Here is a 14,383-nt window from a genome sequence, read left to right as displayed (position 1 = left end):
TCAGGCCACGCGGCGCGGGGCGGGCCGGCGGGCGGCCCCCGGGCGTGCGGGCGCGGCCAGCACGTCCACGTCGAAGCCGGCCCGGGCGAACACCTCGATCGCCTGGATCTCGGCGGCGGCCAGCCCGGCCGTCGGGGAATCCTCGTCGAACAGGGCGGCCACCAGGCAGTCGGAACATCCGTCCGCCCGCCTCGCGCACCCGTCGCAGTCGATGAGCATCACGCCTCCTGATCCGTTCGCGATGAACGGCCGGCACAGTGTCGTCGCCGGCCGAGCACCGTCGGTCACATCGACGCTAGCCACCGGGTATGACAGAAACCCGGACAACCGCCCCGAGCGGCCGTTTGAGGGCGAGATCGACTCCAGATCAGCGATATCGGGGTATCACGGCCGACACGAGCGGGCGTCAGGAACGGGCGAGGCGCCGCAGCAGCGAGTCGGCTCCCAGCGGGTACGCCCCGTGCCGGCGTACCCCGTCGGCGACCTCGCGGTCGGAGGAGACCACGACGACCGGACGGCCCGCCGGCTCGGCCCGGACCAGCCGCCGGATCAGCTCGTCGGCGGTCTCCCCCTTGCGGGAGAAGAGCACCCGTACGCCGCGCGGCGCCGGCGGCAGCCCGTGCATCCGCTCGGCGCCGTCGAAGACCACGGTGACCTCGTCGCCGGTCTGCGCGGCGATCCCGCCGAGCCCGGTGATCAGGCGTTTGCGCTGCTGCTCCAGCGACATCTCGCCGAAGCCGCGCTTGGTGACGTTGTAGCCGTCCACCACCAGGTGCGCCCGGGGCAGGGCGAGCAGCTGGTCGAGGCGGGCCGGGTCGTCGGTGTCCCGGGCACGCGCGGACGGGCCGGCCGGCGCGGTGCCGGGCTGCTCGGCGAACGCGTCGGCGACGAAGTCGGCGGGGAGCTTGTCGACCGGGTCCAGTGCCAGCTCCCGGCGCAGCCCGACGGCGGCCTGGCCGATGGTCTCCAGCAGCAGCCAGAGCCGGGCGTCGTCGACCGAGCGGGCCTCCTTGGCGCTGGCCCGGGCCACCCCGGCGGCCGCCTCGGCCTCGGCCAGCCGGGCGCGGGCCCGGCGGAGCTCGGCGTCCACGTCGGCGCTGGCGCGGGCGGCCCGGCCGCGTTCGGTGGCCAGCAGCTCGGTGGCCCTGCGTTCGCGGGCCTGGGTCTCCCGCAGGGTGCGGGCCAACTGCCGGGACTCCTCGCGGAGCTGGCCCAGCTCCTCCCGGACGCGGGCGAGCTCGTCGCGGAGCTTCTCCGCCTCGACCCGGGCGACCGCCCGGTCGTGCTCGGCGCGGGTGGCCCGCTGCTCGGCCTCGCGGACCAGCTCGGCGACGACCGCGCTGTCGGCCTCGGCGCGGACCGCCGCACCGCTGGCGTCGATCAGCTCCCGCCAGCCGCGCGGTCGGGCCAGGTAGGCCAGTGCGGCCACCTCGACCGGGTCGGCGGCGGCCGGCGCGGTGCCCTCGACCACGGCCCCGCCGAGGTCACCGGCGTCGGCCAGCACCCGCGCGGTGACCCGCTGCCGGAACAGCGGATCGGCGGTGAGCTGGGCGGCGATGGCGGGCGCGCCGAGCCGGGCCCGCCGGTTCGGGGCGAACTTGGCCACCCGGCGCAGCGGTACCGGCACCTCGTCGGCGGGCAGCCCGGGCAGCACCGCGGCGGTCAGTGCCACGATCCGCTGACGGACCGGCTCGGGCAGGGTCGGCTCGGGCTCGACCGCGTGCCCGTCGCCCGGTGTCGCCGGGTCGGATGTGCCCGATGTCCCCGTGACTACGTTGTCGTCCGGGTCGCCCGCGGCACCGTCGAACGCGACCGGATCCTCCTGCGGGAGGTGGTCGTCGGACGGCTCGGTGAGGGGCATGTGGCAAGTCTCCCACCGCGACCGGGCCCACCGCCCGGTGAGTGAGCCGATCTCTCATCCTAGCCCCCATGGTGACTCGTGGGACCGCTGCGACGGGAGTGTCGGACCGTGGCGCTAGCGTGCCGCCGATGGCACAGGCGGAGTACGTCCAGGAGTCACTGGCCGGTCTCGACCCGGCGGTGGGTGGGGTGGACCCGGCGCTGCCGCTGTACGCGACCACCTTCGTGGTGGTCGACCTGGAGACCACCGGGGGCGCGCCCGACGGCGGCGGCATCACCGAGATCGGCGCCGTCAAGGTGCGCGGCGGCGAGCAGCTCGGCGTGCTGGCAACCCTGGTCAACCCGGGGCAGCCGATTCCGCCGTTCATCACCGTGCTGACCGGCATCACCCAGGCCATGCTGGTGCCCGCGCCGCCGATCGAGCAGGTGCTGCCGAGCTTCCTGGAGTTCATCGCCGACGCGGTGCTGGTGGCCCACAACGCTCCCTACGACGTGGGCTTCCTCAAGGCCGCCTGCGCCAAGCACGGCTACCGGTGGCCCAACCCCCGCGTGCTGGACACGGCGGCACTGGCCCGCCGGGTGCTGACCCGCGACGAGGTGCCCAACCGCAAGCTGGGCACCCTGGCCGCCTACTTCCGCACCGCCACCCAGCCCACCCACCGCGCGCTGGACGACGCGAAGGCCACCGTCGACGTGCTGCACGGCCTGATCGGCCGGCTCGGCGGGCACCGGGTGGACACGGTCGGCGACGCCATCGAGTTCGCCCGGGCGGTCACTCCGACGCAGCGCCGCAAGCGGCACCTCGCCGAGGGGCTGCCGAAGGTTCCGGGGGTCTACATCTTCCGGGCCGCCGACGAGCGGCCGCTCTACGTCGGCACCTCCGGCGACATCGCCACCCGGGTGCGCAGCTACTTCACCGCCGGCGAGAAGCGCGCCCGGATCTCCGAGATGCTGGCCGCGGCCGAGCGGGTCGAGGCCGTGGAGTGCGCGCACTCCCTGGAGGCGGAGGTCCGCGAGCTGCGGCTGATCGCCGCGCACGCCCCGCCGTACAACCGGCGGTCGAAGTACCCGGAGCGGATGGTCTGGCTCAAGCTGACCGACGGGCCGTACCCCCGGCTGTCGATCGTCCGCGACCTCTCCCCCACCGACACCGCCTACCTGGGGCCGTTCACCTCCCGGCGGGCCGCGGAGCTGGCCGCCGCGGGCTTCCACGACGCCGTGCCGCTGCGCCAGTGCACGCACCGGCTCTCGCTGCGGACCGTCACGCCGGCCTGCGCGCTGGCCGAGCTGGGTCGCTGCCCGGCGCCCTGCGAGCACAAGATCACCCCCGAGGAGTACGACCACCGCGCCGCGGCCCCGTTCCGCACCGCGACCGCCAGCGACCCGCAGCAGGTGGTGGACGCGCTGCTGGCCCGGATCGACGTGCTCTCCGACGGCCAGCGCTACGAGGAGGCGGCGGTGGTGCGGTCCCGGCTGGCGGCCGTGCTGCGCGCCACCGTCCGGATGCAGCGGTTGGCCGCGCTGACCGGCATCGTCGAGCTGGCCGCGGCCCGGCCGGCCGCGCGTGGCGGCTGGGAGCTGGCCCTGGTGCGGCACGGCCGGCTCGCCGGGGCGGGGGTGTCCCCGCCGAACGTCCACCCGCGACCCACGCTCAACGCCATCCGGGCCACAGCCGAGACGGTCCCGGGCGGCCACGGTCCGGTGCCGGCGGCCACCGCCGAGGAGTCCGAGCGCATCCTGTCCTGGTTGGAGCGGCCGGAGACCCGGCTGGTGGAGATGTCGTCCGGTTGGTCGTCGCCGGTCGGTGGTGCGGGGCGGTTCCGTGACCTGCTGGCGAAGGCCGAGAACGGCGGGTCCCACCAACTCTCGACCGAACGCTCATGACCAAGTGACCGATCGGACTACGTCGACTCGCTTAGGCTGTTAGAGAAGTGCAGTCCTGCCCGATTCGTGGGCCTGCTCCCGACCGCCGGGTTTCGGTGGCCGAGGGGCCGGGGTGAGGAGGTGTCCCTCGTGGACGTCGACGCCGGACAGGGCGCCGCCCTGGGGGGCGCCCTGCCGACCCAGTCCGGTGAGCTACCGCTGACCCGCCGGCTGCGGTCGTTGCTCACCTGGCCGACCACCGACTCCGATCCGGTCACGCAGCTGGTCCGGACCCATCGGGGCATCCACGCCGGCACCGATCCGGCCGTGCTGCGCCGGGCCTACACCATCGCGGAAAACATGCACCGCGGGCAGTTCCGCAAGAGCGGCGAGCCGTACATCACCCACCCACTCGCGGTGGCGCAGATCTGCGCCGAGCTGGGCATGGACACCACCACCCTGGTGGCGGCGCTGCTGCACGACACGGTGGAGGACACCCGCTACACGCTCCAGGCCCTCTCGGAGGACTTCGGCGGCGAGGTGGCCCACCTGGTCGACGGGGTGACCAAGTTCGACAAGGCGTTCTACGGCAAGGCCGCCGAGGCGGAGACGATCCGCAAGATGATCGTGGCGGCCGCCAAGGACGTCCGGGTGCTGATCATCAAGCTGGCCGACCGGCTGCACAACATGCGCACCCTCGGCGTGCGCTCGGCGTCGTCGCGGGAACGGATCGCCCGCAAGACCCAGGAGGTGCTCGTCCCGCTCTGCGACCGGCTGGGCATCCAGACCCTCAAGCGCGAGCTGGACGACGTGGTGCTGCTGCACCTGGAGCCCGACGAGCACGCCCGGCTGGCCCGGCACGTGCACGACCGGCCGGGGTGGGACGCGTACCTCGAGTCGGTGGTCACGCGGGCACGGGTCGCGCTGCGGCGCAGCCGGGTCGACGCCGAGGTGAGCCCCCGACCCCGGCACCTCTACTCGATCTGGAAGGACACGGTCGCCGGCGGCCACACCGCGCCGTTCGACCTGCCGCGCATCGCCGTGGTGGTCGACGGCCCGGCCACCGACTGTTACGCCGCGCTGGGCGCGATCCACGGCACCTGGCGACCGGTCCCGGGCCGTTTCAAGGACTTCATCGCCTCGCCGAAGAACAACCTCTACCGCTCCCTGCACACCAGCGTCTGCGGCCCGCAGGACCGCACGGTGGAGGTGCTGATCCGCACGGAGGAGATGCACCGCTCCGCCGAGTACGGCATCGCCGCCGACTTCCGCTTCCCCCGCAGCGGCAGCAGCAGCGCGGCGGCCCGCGCCGAGCAGCTCGACTGGCTGCGCCGGGTGCTCGACTGGGAGCCGGACGCCGCCGACCCGGCGCAGTTCCTCGAGTCGCTGCGCTGCGACCTCGCCGAGGGGCAGATCCAGGTCTTCTCCGACGGGCGGCAGGTGGTGCTGCCGGCCGGCGCCACACCGGTCGACCTCGCCTACGAGCTGGGCAGCGAGCGCGGCGACCACTGCCTCGCCGCCCGGATCAACGGCCGGCTCGCGCCGCTGAGCTCGGAGCTGGACGAGGGCGACGTGGTCGAGATCTTCACCGAGAACGACGGGGACAACGGCTTCGAGGCGGGCGTGGCGCCGCGCGGCCCGCGCCGGGAATGGCTCGGCTTCGTCAAGTCGCCGCACGCGCAGATGCAGATCAACCGGTGGTTCGCCGAGCACACCGAGCCCGGCATCACCATCAGCGACAAGGTTCGCCTCGGCCGTGCCACCATCGGGCTCGCCCTGCGCCAGCACAACCGCGGTCTCGCCAGTGACCTGCCGCTGCTGCGCCTCTCCGAGGAGCTGGGCTACCCCGACCTGGAGACCCTGCTCGTCGCGGTCTTCGACCGGGTGATCGAACCGGACACCGTGGTACGCCAGCTCATCGACCTGGTCGACCATCGGCAGTGACCGGCGGTGCCCCAGCGCGTCCGAGGGACATTCGTGACCACTAGCCTGGAGTCATGATCCCCCGCTCCCGCGCCACCGGTCGGGCCATCTTCTACCAGGCTTTCTACCGGCTGCCCCTACCGGTGCGCCGCCGCCTGGTGCGGTTGGCCGTGCCGAAGTACATCGTCGGCGCGGTCACCCTGGTCCGTGACGCCGAGGCGGCGGGTGCGGGCCGTCTGCTGCTGCTGCGCCAGCCGCCGGGCAAGGGCTGGTCGCTGCCCGCCGGCCTGCTGGACCGGGGCGAGGCCCCGGTGGTCGGCGCGGCCCGCGAGTTGTACGAGGAGTCCGGCATCCGGCTGCCCCCGTCCCGGCTGCGCCCGGCGGTGCCGAACGCGGTCGTGCACGCCAAGGGCTGGGTGGACATGGTCTTCGAGACGGAGGTGCCCGCCTCCGACACCGAGCTGGTGGTCGACGGCGCCGAGGTCTTCGAGGCCGCCTGGCACCCGCTCGACGATCTGCCCAAGCTGACCTGGCCGACGGCCCGGCTGCTCGCCTACTACGACATCGGGCCGCTGGCCGGGCAGTTTCCGCCACCGGTACCCGACACCACGCCATGAGCGGGGCAGCCGGCACGCCGGCTGACGGCCTGCCGGGCGACGGGCGGGCGGAGGTGTGCGCGGTGGTGCTCGCCGCTGGCGAGGGCACCCGGCTGCGCCCGCTGACCGAACGGGTGCCCAAGGCGCTCTGCCCGGTGGGCAACGTGCGGCTGCTGGACCGGGCGCTGGCCCGGCTGGCCGGGCTCGGCCTGGCCGGTCCCGGACGGGTCGCGGTGAACGCCTGCTACCTCGCCGACCAGGTGGTCGCACACGTCGGCGACCGCGCGCACCTGTCGGTCGAGCCCGGCGACCCGCTGGGCACCGCCGGCGGGGTGGCGAACCTGCGGGACTGGATCGACGGTCGGCCGGTGCTGGTCGGCAACGCCGACGCGTACCTCGCCGATCCTGCCGCTCTCCCGGGCCCGGACGTGGCAGCCCTGCTCGACGGCTGGGACGGGCACCGGGTACGCCTGCTGGGTCAGCCCGCCGCGGACCCGACGGCTCCGGGCACCTTCGCCGGGCACAGCTTCGCCGGCTTCTCGCTGCTGCCCTGGCGGCTGGTCCGTGACCTGCCGGTGGTCTTCTCCGACCTGGTACGCGCGGTCTGGCGGCCCGCCGAGGCGGCCGGCGCGCTGGAGGTCGTCGCCTACCGGGGCACCTTCTACGACACCGGAACCCCGGCCGACTACCTGGCGGCCAACCTGCACGCGGCGGCGGGCGGCGCCCTGGTCGACCCGTCCGCGTCGGTGACCGGCCGCTGCGTGGAGTCGGTGGTCGGCGCGGGCGCGCGGGTGCACGGCGACGTGCGGCGCACGGTGGTCTGGCCGGGCGCGACGGTACGCGAGGACGAGCGGCTGTGCGACGTGATCCGGGCCGGGGACGGCTGCACCGTGCCGGCAGCCGCGCACGACTGAGCCCCGACGGCTCCCGCCTCCAGGCCCGGGCGGAAACATCTAGCATGGGCGACGACGCCGACGAACGGAGAAATGTGCCGTGATCACCGCGATCGTGCTGATCGACTGCGCCACCGACGCGATCCCCGAGGTTGCGGAGAACCTGGCCAACCTTCCCGGCGTGAGCGAGGTCTACTCGGTGGCCGGGCACGTCGACCTCATCGCCATCGTCCGGGTCCGCGAGTTCGACCAGATCGCCCAGGTCATCGCGGGCAGCATCTCCAAGGTGCCGGGCGTGCTCAACACCGAGTCGCACATCGCGTTCCGCGCGTACTCCCAGCACGACCTGGAGGAGGCGTTCGCGATCGGCCTGGCCAGCGCCGACTGACCCGCAGGCCGGTGCCGGACGCACGGCGGCCGGTCCACCGCGTGGGTGGACCGGCCGTCTGCTGCCGCTACGTCAGCTCTCGGTCGGAGCCGGCGTCTCGGTGGTGCCGCCGCCCGGAGCCGGCGATTCGGTCGTGCCGCCCGGAGCCGGGGACTCGGTGCCGGTGCCGCCCGGAGCCGGCGACTCGGTGCCCGTGCCGCCCGGGCTGGGCGTGCCGCTGGCGCTGGCCTGCGGGACCGGGATGCCCAGCTGGTTGGCGAGCTGGACCAGCTCGTCATAGTGCGCCTGCAGGATCGGCAGGGCGGTCTGGGCCAACTGGACCACCGACTGCTCGGAGCCCTGCGAGATCTCCGTCTGGGTGGCCTGGATGGCCTGGACGTGACCGGCCAGCTCGCTGGTCACCCAGAGCCGGTCGAACTCCGCGCCGCTGGCGTTGTTCAGCTGGTCGATGACGGCCTGCTGATCGGCGCTGGGCTCGTTCGGCAGTTCCACCCCGAGCTGGGACGCGGTCTGCTGCACCGTCTGGTCCAGCTGGGTGTGGTCGGTCTTCAACATCGCGCCCAGGTCCTTGACCCCCTGGTTCTGGCCCTTCTGCTGGGCCAGGTCACCGGCGGTGATCTCGAACAGGTTGACCTGGTGCACCGCCTGCAGATACTGGGTGTCCTGCGTCGACGGCTGTGCCGCGGCCTGCGCGGCCGTGGCCGGCGCAATGCCGACCAGTACCAGCGCGGCCAACAGGCCGAGGCGTTTGATACCCAACATGCTTCCCCCCCTTGAGACGTTGGACCGCACGGATACCCGGCTCACCGGGGTTATTCCTGCGATCGCCCGTCGCGCGGGGTCGACCGGTCGCGCCGTGCCCGTCCGACTCCTGGCCGGATGGGCGGGGACGCCGAAACGACGTGGCGCCCGCCGGAAATCCGGCGGGCGCCACGTAACGGTGCGTTCGGTGGGTCAGCGGCGGCTCTCGCCGCTGCCGATCTCCTCGCGCTCGGGCCGGGCCTCGACGGGCGGGTGGCCCGGCGAAACCGGTGCCTCGACCGGCTTCTCGATCGGGTAGAAGAAGCCCCGGACCGCCGGGCCGAGAGCCCCGAGCCGGTTCATCTTCTTGGGCACCACCCAGCCGGCGTACTCCAGCTCGCCGTGGCCGTCCGCGTGCCCGTCGGCCGCGCTGAGCGGCTGGTGCACCTCGACGAACCGGCCGTCCGGCAGGCGCCGGATGATGCCGGTCTCCACGCCGTGCGCGAGCACCTCCCGGTCGTGCTGCTGCAGACCCAGGCAGAGCCGGTAGGTGACGTAGTACGCCAGCGGCGGGGCCACCAGCAGGCCGATCCGGCCGGCCCAGGTCATCGCGTTGAGGCTGATCTGGAACTTGTCGGCGATCACGTCGTTGGCGCCGGAGAGCGTCAGCACGACGTAGAAGGCGACGGCCATGGCGCCGACCGCGGTGCGGGCCGGAACGTCGCGGGGCCGCTGGAGCAGGTTGTGGCTCTTGCGGTCCTTGAGGTGCCGGGCCTCCAGGAACGGGTACATCGTCGACAGGCCCACCAGGATGCCGGGCAGCACCACCGTCGGCCAGAACAGCGGCGGGATGACGTACCCGTCGCCGATCGGGATGTTGATCTCCCACGCCGGCATGAGCCGCGTCGAGCCGTCGAGGAACATGACGTACCAGTCGGGCTGGCTGGCGGCGGAGACCACCCACGCCTCGTACGGACCGAACAGCCAGATCGGGTTGATCTGGAACAGACCGCCCATCAGCGCGATGACGCCGAAGACGACCATGAAGAAGCCGCCCTGCTTCAGCGCGTACCGCGGGAACATCCGCTCGCCGACCACGTTGCCGTTGGTCCGGCCGGGGCCGGGCCACTGGGTGTGCTTCTGCTTGAAGACCAGACCCAGGTGGACGCTGATCAGCGCGACCAGCAGGCCCGGGATGAGCAGCACGTGGGCGATGAAGAACCGGCTGATGATGATCGTGCCGGGGAACTCACCACCGAAGATCGACGAGGTGAGCCACGAGCCGATCACCGGGATGGACAGCATGATCGCCGAGGCGATCCGCAGGCCGGTGCCGGACAGGCCGTCGTCCGGCAGGGAGTAACCGGTGAAGCCGGCCAGGAAGCCGACCCAGAACAGCAGCGAGCCGATGATCCAGTTGGTCTCCCGCGGCTTGCGGAAGGCGCCGGTGAAGAAGACCCGCAGCATGTGCACGACGATCGCGGCCATGAACAGCAGCGCCGCCCAGTGGTGCATCTGCCGCATCACCAGACCGCCCCGGACGTCGAACGACAGGTCCAGGCTGGAGGCGTACGCGGCGGACATCGGCGTGCCCTGCAACGGCGCGTAGCTGCCGTCGTAGACCACCTCGGTCATGGCGGGCTCGAAGAAGAAGGTCAGGAACACACCGGTCAGCAGCAGCACCACGAACGAGAACAGCGCGATCTCGCCGAGGAGGAAGGACCAGTGGTCCGGGAAGACCTTGTTCAGCAACCGGCGCAGCGGGGTGGCCACCTGGAAGCGGTCGTCCACTCCCACCGCGGCCTTGCCCGGCGTCGCCGCAAGGTCAAACTTTCGACGCTTCATGGCCGCTCCCAGAAATCAGGCCCGACGGTCTCGGTGTAGTCGGACTTCGCCACGAAGAAGCCCTCGGAGTCCACCTCGATCGGCAACTGCGGCAGCCGCCGGCTGGCGGGGCCGAAGACGGGCCGGGCGTTGTCGGTGATCAGGAACTGGGACTGGTGGCACGGGCAGAGCAGCCGGTTGGTCTGCTGCTCGAACAGGCTCGCGGGGCAGCCAGCGTGGGTGCAGATCTTGGAGTACGCGGCGTAGTTGCCCCACATGTAGTCGCCGTGGCCGATCCGCTCGTTCGCCCGGCGCGACTCCTGTGCGTCGGAGTCCCGCAGGTGGATCAGCAGCGTCGGCGAGTCGGCGTGCTGGTTGCTCACGCCGTGCTCGATGCCCGGGAAGACCGTCAGCTGGCCACCGCTGCTGATGTCCGCGGGGCGGACCGGCCGGCCGTCCTCGCGGACCAGGCGGACCCGCTCGCCGCCCTCGGCCGCCGCGAAGCCGGTGGTGAACATCTGGTTGTTCTTGTGCGGCTGGGAGATCAGACCGCCGACCAGCGGCGCCGCGACCACCGCGCCGACCGGCGCGAGACCGGCCAGCAGCGAGATGCCGAGCAGGGGGCGACGCTTCACACCCAGCTCGTCGGCCATGTAGAGCATGGTCTGGCCGGTGACGGTGCGGCTGTCCTCGTCCACCGCGCCCTCGTGCCGGTCCTGGATCGAGACCTCCTTGGGCAGCAACTTCTTGCCCCAGGTCAGGATGCCGAAGCCGACGGCGAGCAGCGCGACGCCGAGGGTGAGGCCGAGCAGCGGGGTGTAGAACTTGTCGCCGCCACGGCCCGGCTCGTACTGCCACGGCCACCAGATGTAGATCGCCAGGAAGGCGGTCGCCGCCAGGCCGGTGATCAGGAACATCCCGGCCACGACCCGGGTCAGGCGACGCTCGGCCTTGGTGCCGGGCTGCACCTGCGGTTCGTAGTGGACGATCTCGATGTCGTCCCGGCGCGCACCCTCGCGGACGATGTCGAACCGGGTCACCCCGGGCGCGTTGATGTCGAGCGGCTCCCGGGCCTGCTGGGCCTGGTGCTCCGTGCTCATGCCGTCACCTCGCTACGGGTGGCGCCGAGCGGCACCACAGCACTGAATCGGATGATCCGCTCGGTCACGACTTGCCCGCAATCCACAGGCTAGCGAAGACGAGCGCCACGATGCCAATCAGGAAGATCGCCAGACCCTCGGTGGACGGCCCGTACCGGCCGAGGTTGAACCCACCCGGGTCCTGGTCGTGCTTCAGCGTCTCCTGGATGTAGGCGATGATGTCGGCCTTCTGCTCCGGCCGAAGCTGGTTGTCGCCGAACACCGGCATGTTCTGCGGGCCGCTCAGCATCGCCGCGTAGATCTGCCGGTCGCTGGCCGGACGCAGGCTCGGGGCGAACTTGCCCGAGGAGAGCGCGCCGCCGCCACCGCCGAAGGCGTGGCACTGCGAGCAGTTGATCCGGAACAGCTCACCGCCGGCGGCGATGTTGGCGTCCTCGTGGAGGTTGTCACCCTCCGGCACGATCGGGCCGCCGCCGAGCTCCTGGATGTACTGGGCCAGCTGGCGGGTCTGCTCGTCGGTGAAGAGCGGGGGCTTGCGGTGCGCCTGGGCCTCCTGCCGGGCCATCGGCATCCGGCCGGAGCTGACCTGGAACTCGACCGAGGCCGCGCCGACGCCGACCAGGCTCGGCCCGCGACCCTCGACGCCCTGGGCGTTGCGTCCGTGGCAGGTCACACAGCTCACGTCGAACAGCGCCTTGCCCTCGGCGGCGGCACCGGTCAGCGGCGGGTTGTCCTGCGCCTGCGCGCCGGGGGCGAAGACGGTGTAGGCGCCGCCGGCGAGCATCAGCGCGGCGAACAGCCGGACCGCGGCACCCAGCCGGCGGCGGCCCCTGCTGCGCGCGGCGGGCCGCCCGCGCAACCGCGCGAGCAGACCGCGTCGGCGGTCGTTGTCAGAAGTCATGAGCTGTGTCCTTAACCGGTTGGACCTTGTCTCAGGGGACGGAGCAGCGGCGCGGTTCGTGACGCGCCAAGATCACTGAAGCCAGTAGATCATGGCGTACAGCCCGATCCACACGACGTCGACGAAGTGCCAGTAGTACGACACGACGATCGCTGAGGTCGCCTGCGCCGGCGTGAACCGGCCCATGGTCGTACGGATCATGAAGATGATGAAGGCGACCAGACCGCCGGTCACGTGCAGGCCGTGGAAGCCGGTGGTCAGGTAGAACATCGAGCCGTAGCCGTCTTCGTTGATCTTGACGCCCTCGTGCACCAGCGTGCGGTACTCGTTGAGCTGGCCGAGCACGAAGATCAGACCCATCACGAAGGTGATGGTGAACCAACGCCGCAGCGCGTGCACGTCGCCCTTCTCCGCGGCGAAGACGCCGAGCTGGCACGTCACCGACGAGAGCACCAGGATCACGGTGAAGGTGGTCGCGTACGGGATGTTCAGGTGCTCGGTGTGCTTCTCCCACTGCTCCGGCGCAGCCGCGCGGATGGAGAAGTACATCGCGAACAGCGCCGCGAAGAACATAAGTTCGCTGGAGAGCCACACGATCGTCCCGACGCTGACCATGTTGGGTCGGGTCAGGGAGTGGATCCGGCTCTTGTCAATGGCTGGGGCCGCAGTCACGCCGTCATTATTGCCCCTGACCGGGGCCGGCGATCAGCGGGGTGGCAAACCTGCGCCTTCCGTGGCCCGGGCGTCAGGGTCCGGTTCGCCTGGCCTAGCCTGAAAAGCGTGCTGCACGTCGATCCGATCCTCGCCGCGACCTCGGCCGCCCCGGCCGCGGTGCTCGCGGGCACCCCGGCGCTGGCCGCCGGGGGTGAGGCGACCCCGCCCCCGTTCACCGTCGGCACGGTGCTGACCGAGACCCGGCTGGACAGCTGGCTGGCCCTCGGCCTGGTGCTCGCCGCCGGCCTCTACCTCTACGGGGTGTACCGGCTGCGCCTGCGCGGCGACCGCTGGCCCATCTCCCGGACGGTGTTCTTCCTCGGCCCCGGCCTCGGCGGCATCGCGCTGGTCACGGTGAGCGGGCTGCACGCGTACGACACCGCGCTGCTGTCGGTGCACATGATCCAGCACATGGTGCTCTCCATGGTGGCGCCGATCTTCCTCGCGCTGGGTGCGCCCATGACGCTGGCGCTGCGGACCCTCCCGCTCCGGCCGCGCAAGCGCCTGCTGGCGATCGTGCACAGCCGCGTCGCCCGGGTCTACAGCTTCCCGCTGGTGGCGTTCGCCATCTTCGTGGTCAATCCGTTCGCGCTGTACTTCAGCGACCTGTACCGCTTCACCCTGGAACACGCCTGGGCGCACGAGCTGGTGCACGCGCACTTCATCATGACCGGCTGCGTGTTCTTCTGGCCGCTGCTCGGCCTCGACCCGCTGCCCGGCCGCTGGCCGTACCCGGCGCGGGCGCTGCTGATGCTGCTCTCCGTGCCGTTCCACACCGTGCTCGGGCTCACCATCATGCAGAGCAGCACGCTCTTCGGCGGCGACTGGTACCCCTCGCTCAACCTGGGCTGGGCCGACCCCTGGGCCGACCAGGTGCTCGCCGGCGGCATCCTCTGGGCCGGAGGCGAGTTCGTCAGTGTGACCATGCTCGCGGTGCTGGTCGTGCAGTGGGTCAAGCAGTCCGAGCGGGAGGCCCGCCGGGTCGACCGCGAGCTGGACCGCCAGGAGGCGCGCGAGCGCGCCGCCGACGCCGCGGCCGCCTGAGCTGCGCCGACGGTACGCCGGGCACCCGGCGACGGGCGGGATGTCGACTGCGTCACGTCGACCGGTACGATCGGCGGGCAGCTACGAGGTGGGAGCCAGTCCAGCCATGAGCGATCGTCAGTGCACCGTCCTGCTCTACAGCGACGACCCGCAGGTCCGTGACCGGATGCGGCTGGCCGTCGGCACCCGGCCCGCGCCCGGGCTGCAGATCGAGTTCGTCGACGCGTCGACCTACGCCGAGACCATCCGGCTCGTCGACGACTACGAGATCGACCTGCTGCTGCTCGACGGCGAGGCCAGCCCGGGCGGCGGCATCGGCATCGCCCGGCAGATCAAGGACGACCGGGACGACGCTCCCCCGACCTGCGTGGTGATCGCCCGCGCCGCCGACCGATGGCTCGCCGCGTACGCCGAGGTCGACGCGACGCTGGTGCACCCGCTCGACCCGGTGACCACCGGCAGCACGGTGGCCGAGCTGCTGCGGACGCACGCACCCGCCTGACGTCCCCCGCATCCCGGCACCGCCACGGCGCCGG

At 72.2% G+C, this 14,383-nt stretch carries 14 protein-coding genes; 7 read left to right on the top strand and 7 right to left on the bottom strand.

Going from position 1 to position 14,383, the window contains the following annotated elements:
• Both M8C17_RS28225 and M8C17_RS28220 read right to left on the bottom strand, forming a co-directional pair.
• Nucleotides 1–219, bottom strand: coding sequence for a hypothetical protein (locus M8C17_RS28225; protein ID WP_252419604.1), 219 nt, complete (start codon nucleotides 217–219; stop codon nucleotides 1–3).
• Between the two features lie 187 nt (nucleotides 220–406).
• A complete protein-coding gene (locus M8C17_RS28220; RefSeq protein ID WP_252419603.1) occupies nucleotides 407–1,861 on the bottom strand; it encodes an NYN domain-containing protein in 1,455 nt (484 codons plus the stop codon).
• A 128-nt stretch (nucleotides 1,862–1,989) separates the two neighbouring features.
• Between M8C17_RS28220 and M8C17_RS28215 the strand changes: the two genes are divergently transcribed.
• The 5 genes from M8C17_RS28215 (at nucleotide 1,990) to M8C17_RS28195 (ending at nucleotide 7,523) form a co-directional block, all read left to right on the top strand.
• Nucleotides 1,990–3,744 (top strand): DEDD exonuclease domain-containing protein, encoded by a 1,755-nt coding sequence (locus M8C17_RS28215; protein WP_252419602.1) that lies wholly within the window; start codon nucleotides 1,990–1,992, stop codon nucleotides 3,742–3,744.
• 129 nt (nucleotides 3,745–3,873) lie between these two features.
• A complete protein-coding gene (locus M8C17_RS28210; RefSeq protein WP_252419645.1) occupies nucleotides 3,874–5,667 on the top strand; it encodes a bifunctional (p)ppGpp synthetase/guanosine-3',5'-bis(diphosphate) 3'-pyrophosphohydrolase in 1,794 nt (597 codons plus the stop codon).
• Nucleotides 5,668–5,720: 53 nt separating this feature from the next.
• The gene (locus M8C17_RS28205) at nucleotides 5,721–6,263 is read left to right on the top strand and encodes an NUDIX hydrolase (RefSeq protein WP_252419601.1); all 543 of its coding nucleotides are present in this window, start codon (nucleotides 5,721–5,723) and stop codon (nucleotides 6,261–6,263) included.
• Complete coding sequence (locus M8C17_RS28200; protein WP_252419600.1) at nucleotides 6,260–7,156, top strand: sugar phosphate nucleotidyltransferase; 897 nt, start codon at nucleotides 6,260–6,262, stop codon at nucleotides 7,154–7,156. Before M8C17_RS28205 ends, M8C17_RS28200 begins: the two co-directional genes overlap by 4 nt.
• A gap of 79 nt (nucleotides 7,157–7,235) precedes the next feature.
• Nucleotides 7,236–7,523, top strand: coding sequence for an Lrp/AsnC family transcriptional regulator (locus M8C17_RS28195; RefSeq protein ID WP_074313163.1), 288 nt, complete (start codon nucleotides 7,236–7,238; stop codon nucleotides 7,521–7,523).
• 72 nt (nucleotides 7,524–7,595) lie between these two features.
• Here M8C17_RS28195 and M8C17_RS28190 read toward each other — a convergent pair whose 3' ends face one another.
• The 5 genes from M8C17_RS28190 to M8C17_RS28170 all read right to left on the bottom strand — a co-directional run bounded on the left by M8C17_RS28190 (nucleotide 7,596) and on the right by M8C17_RS28170 (nucleotide 12,761).
• Nucleotides 7,596–8,285 (bottom strand): DUF4142 domain-containing protein, encoded by a 690-nt coding sequence (locus M8C17_RS28190; protein ID WP_252419599.1) that lies wholly within the window; start codon nucleotides 8,283–8,285, stop codon nucleotides 7,596–7,598.
• A 192-nt stretch (nucleotides 8,286–8,477) separates the two neighbouring features.
• Nucleotides 8,478–10,109 (bottom strand): ubiquinol-cytochrome c reductase cytochrome b subunit, encoded by a 1,632-nt coding sequence (locus M8C17_RS28185; protein ID WP_252419598.1) that lies wholly within the window; start codon nucleotides 10,107–10,109, stop codon nucleotides 8,478–8,480.
• Nucleotides 10,106–11,188, bottom strand: a complete 1,083-nt coding sequence (locus M8C17_RS28180) for a ubiquinol-cytochrome c reductase iron-sulfur subunit (RefSeq protein ID WP_252419597.1) — start codon at nucleotides 11,186–11,188, stop codon at nucleotides 10,106–10,108. Before M8C17_RS28180 ends, M8C17_RS28185 begins: the two co-directional genes overlap by 4 nt.
• 64 nt (nucleotides 11,189–11,252) lie before the next feature.
• Nucleotides 11,253–12,089: a cytochrome c gene (locus M8C17_RS28175; protein ID WP_252419596.1), complete on the bottom strand. Its 837-nt coding sequence runs from the start codon at nucleotides 12,087–12,089 to the stop codon at nucleotides 11,253–11,255.
• 72 nt (nucleotides 12,090–12,161) lie between these two features.
• Nucleotides 12,162–12,761: a heme-copper oxidase subunit III gene (locus tag M8C17_RS28170; RefSeq protein WP_252419595.1), complete on the bottom strand. Its 600-nt coding sequence runs from the start codon at nucleotides 12,759–12,761 to the stop codon at nucleotides 12,162–12,164.
• A 108-nt stretch (nucleotides 12,762–12,869) separates the two neighbouring features.
• Here M8C17_RS28170 and M8C17_RS28165 point away from each other — a divergent pair, with 108 nt between their 5' ends.
• Both M8C17_RS28165 and M8C17_RS28160 read left to right on the top strand, forming a co-directional pair.
• Complete coding sequence (locus tag M8C17_RS28165) at nucleotides 12,870–13,847, top strand: cytochrome c oxidase assembly protein (RefSeq protein WP_252419594.1); 978 nt, start codon at nucleotides 12,870–12,872, stop codon at nucleotides 13,845–13,847.
• A gap of 106 nt (nucleotides 13,848–13,953) precedes the next feature.
• A complete protein-coding gene (locus tag M8C17_RS28160; RefSeq protein WP_252419593.1) occupies nucleotides 13,954–14,349 on the top strand; it encodes a hypothetical protein in 396 nt (131 codons plus the stop codon).
• Nucleotides 14,350–14,383 lie beyond the last annotated feature (34 nt).

This window comes from Micromonospora sp. RHAY321 (assembly GCF_023896955.1).
Lineage (GTDB): Bacteria > Actinomycetota > Actinomycetes > Mycobacteriales > Micromonosporaceae > Micromonospora.
This window is presented reverse-complemented; position numbering and strand designations above follow the sequence as displayed.

Coding starts and splice junctions, on each gene's coding strand:
- M8C17_RS28225 (WP_252419604.1), bottom strand. CDS start 219: ATGCTCATCGACTGCGACGGGTGCGCGAGGCGGGCGGACGGATGTTCC.
- M8C17_RS28220 (WP_252419603.1), bottom strand. CDS start 1,861: ATGCCCCTCACCGAGCCGTCCGACGACCACCTCCCGCAGGAGGATCCG.
- M8C17_RS28215 (WP_252419602.1), top strand. CDS start 1,990: ATGGCACAGGCGGAGTACGTCCAGGAGTCACTGGCCGGTCTCGACCCG.
- M8C17_RS28205 (WP_252419601.1), top strand. CDS start 5,721: ATGATCCCCCGCTCCCGCGCCACCGGTCGGGCCATCTTCTACCAGGCT.
- M8C17_RS28200 (WP_252419600.1), top strand. CDS start 6,260: ATGAGCGGGGCAGCCGGCACGCCGGCTGACGGCCTGCCGGGCGACGGG.
- M8C17_RS28190 (WP_252419599.1), bottom strand. CDS start 8,285: ATGTTGGGTATCAAACGCCTCGGCCTGTTGGCCGCGCTGGTACTGGTC.
- M8C17_RS28185 (WP_252419598.1), bottom strand. CDS start 10,109: ATGAAGCGTCGAAAGTTTGACCTTGCGGCGACGCCGGGCAAGGCCGCG.
- M8C17_RS28180 (WP_252419597.1), bottom strand. CDS start 11,188: ATGAGCACGGAGCACCAGGCCCAGCAGGCCCGGGAGCCGCTCGACATC.
- M8C17_RS28175 (WP_252419596.1), bottom strand. CDS start 12,089: ATGACTTCTGACAACGACCGCCGACGCGGTCTGCTCGCGCGGTTGCGC.
- M8C17_RS28160 (WP_252419593.1), top strand. CDS start 13,954: ATGAGCGATCGTCAGTGCACCGTCCTGCTCTACAGCGACGACCCGCAG.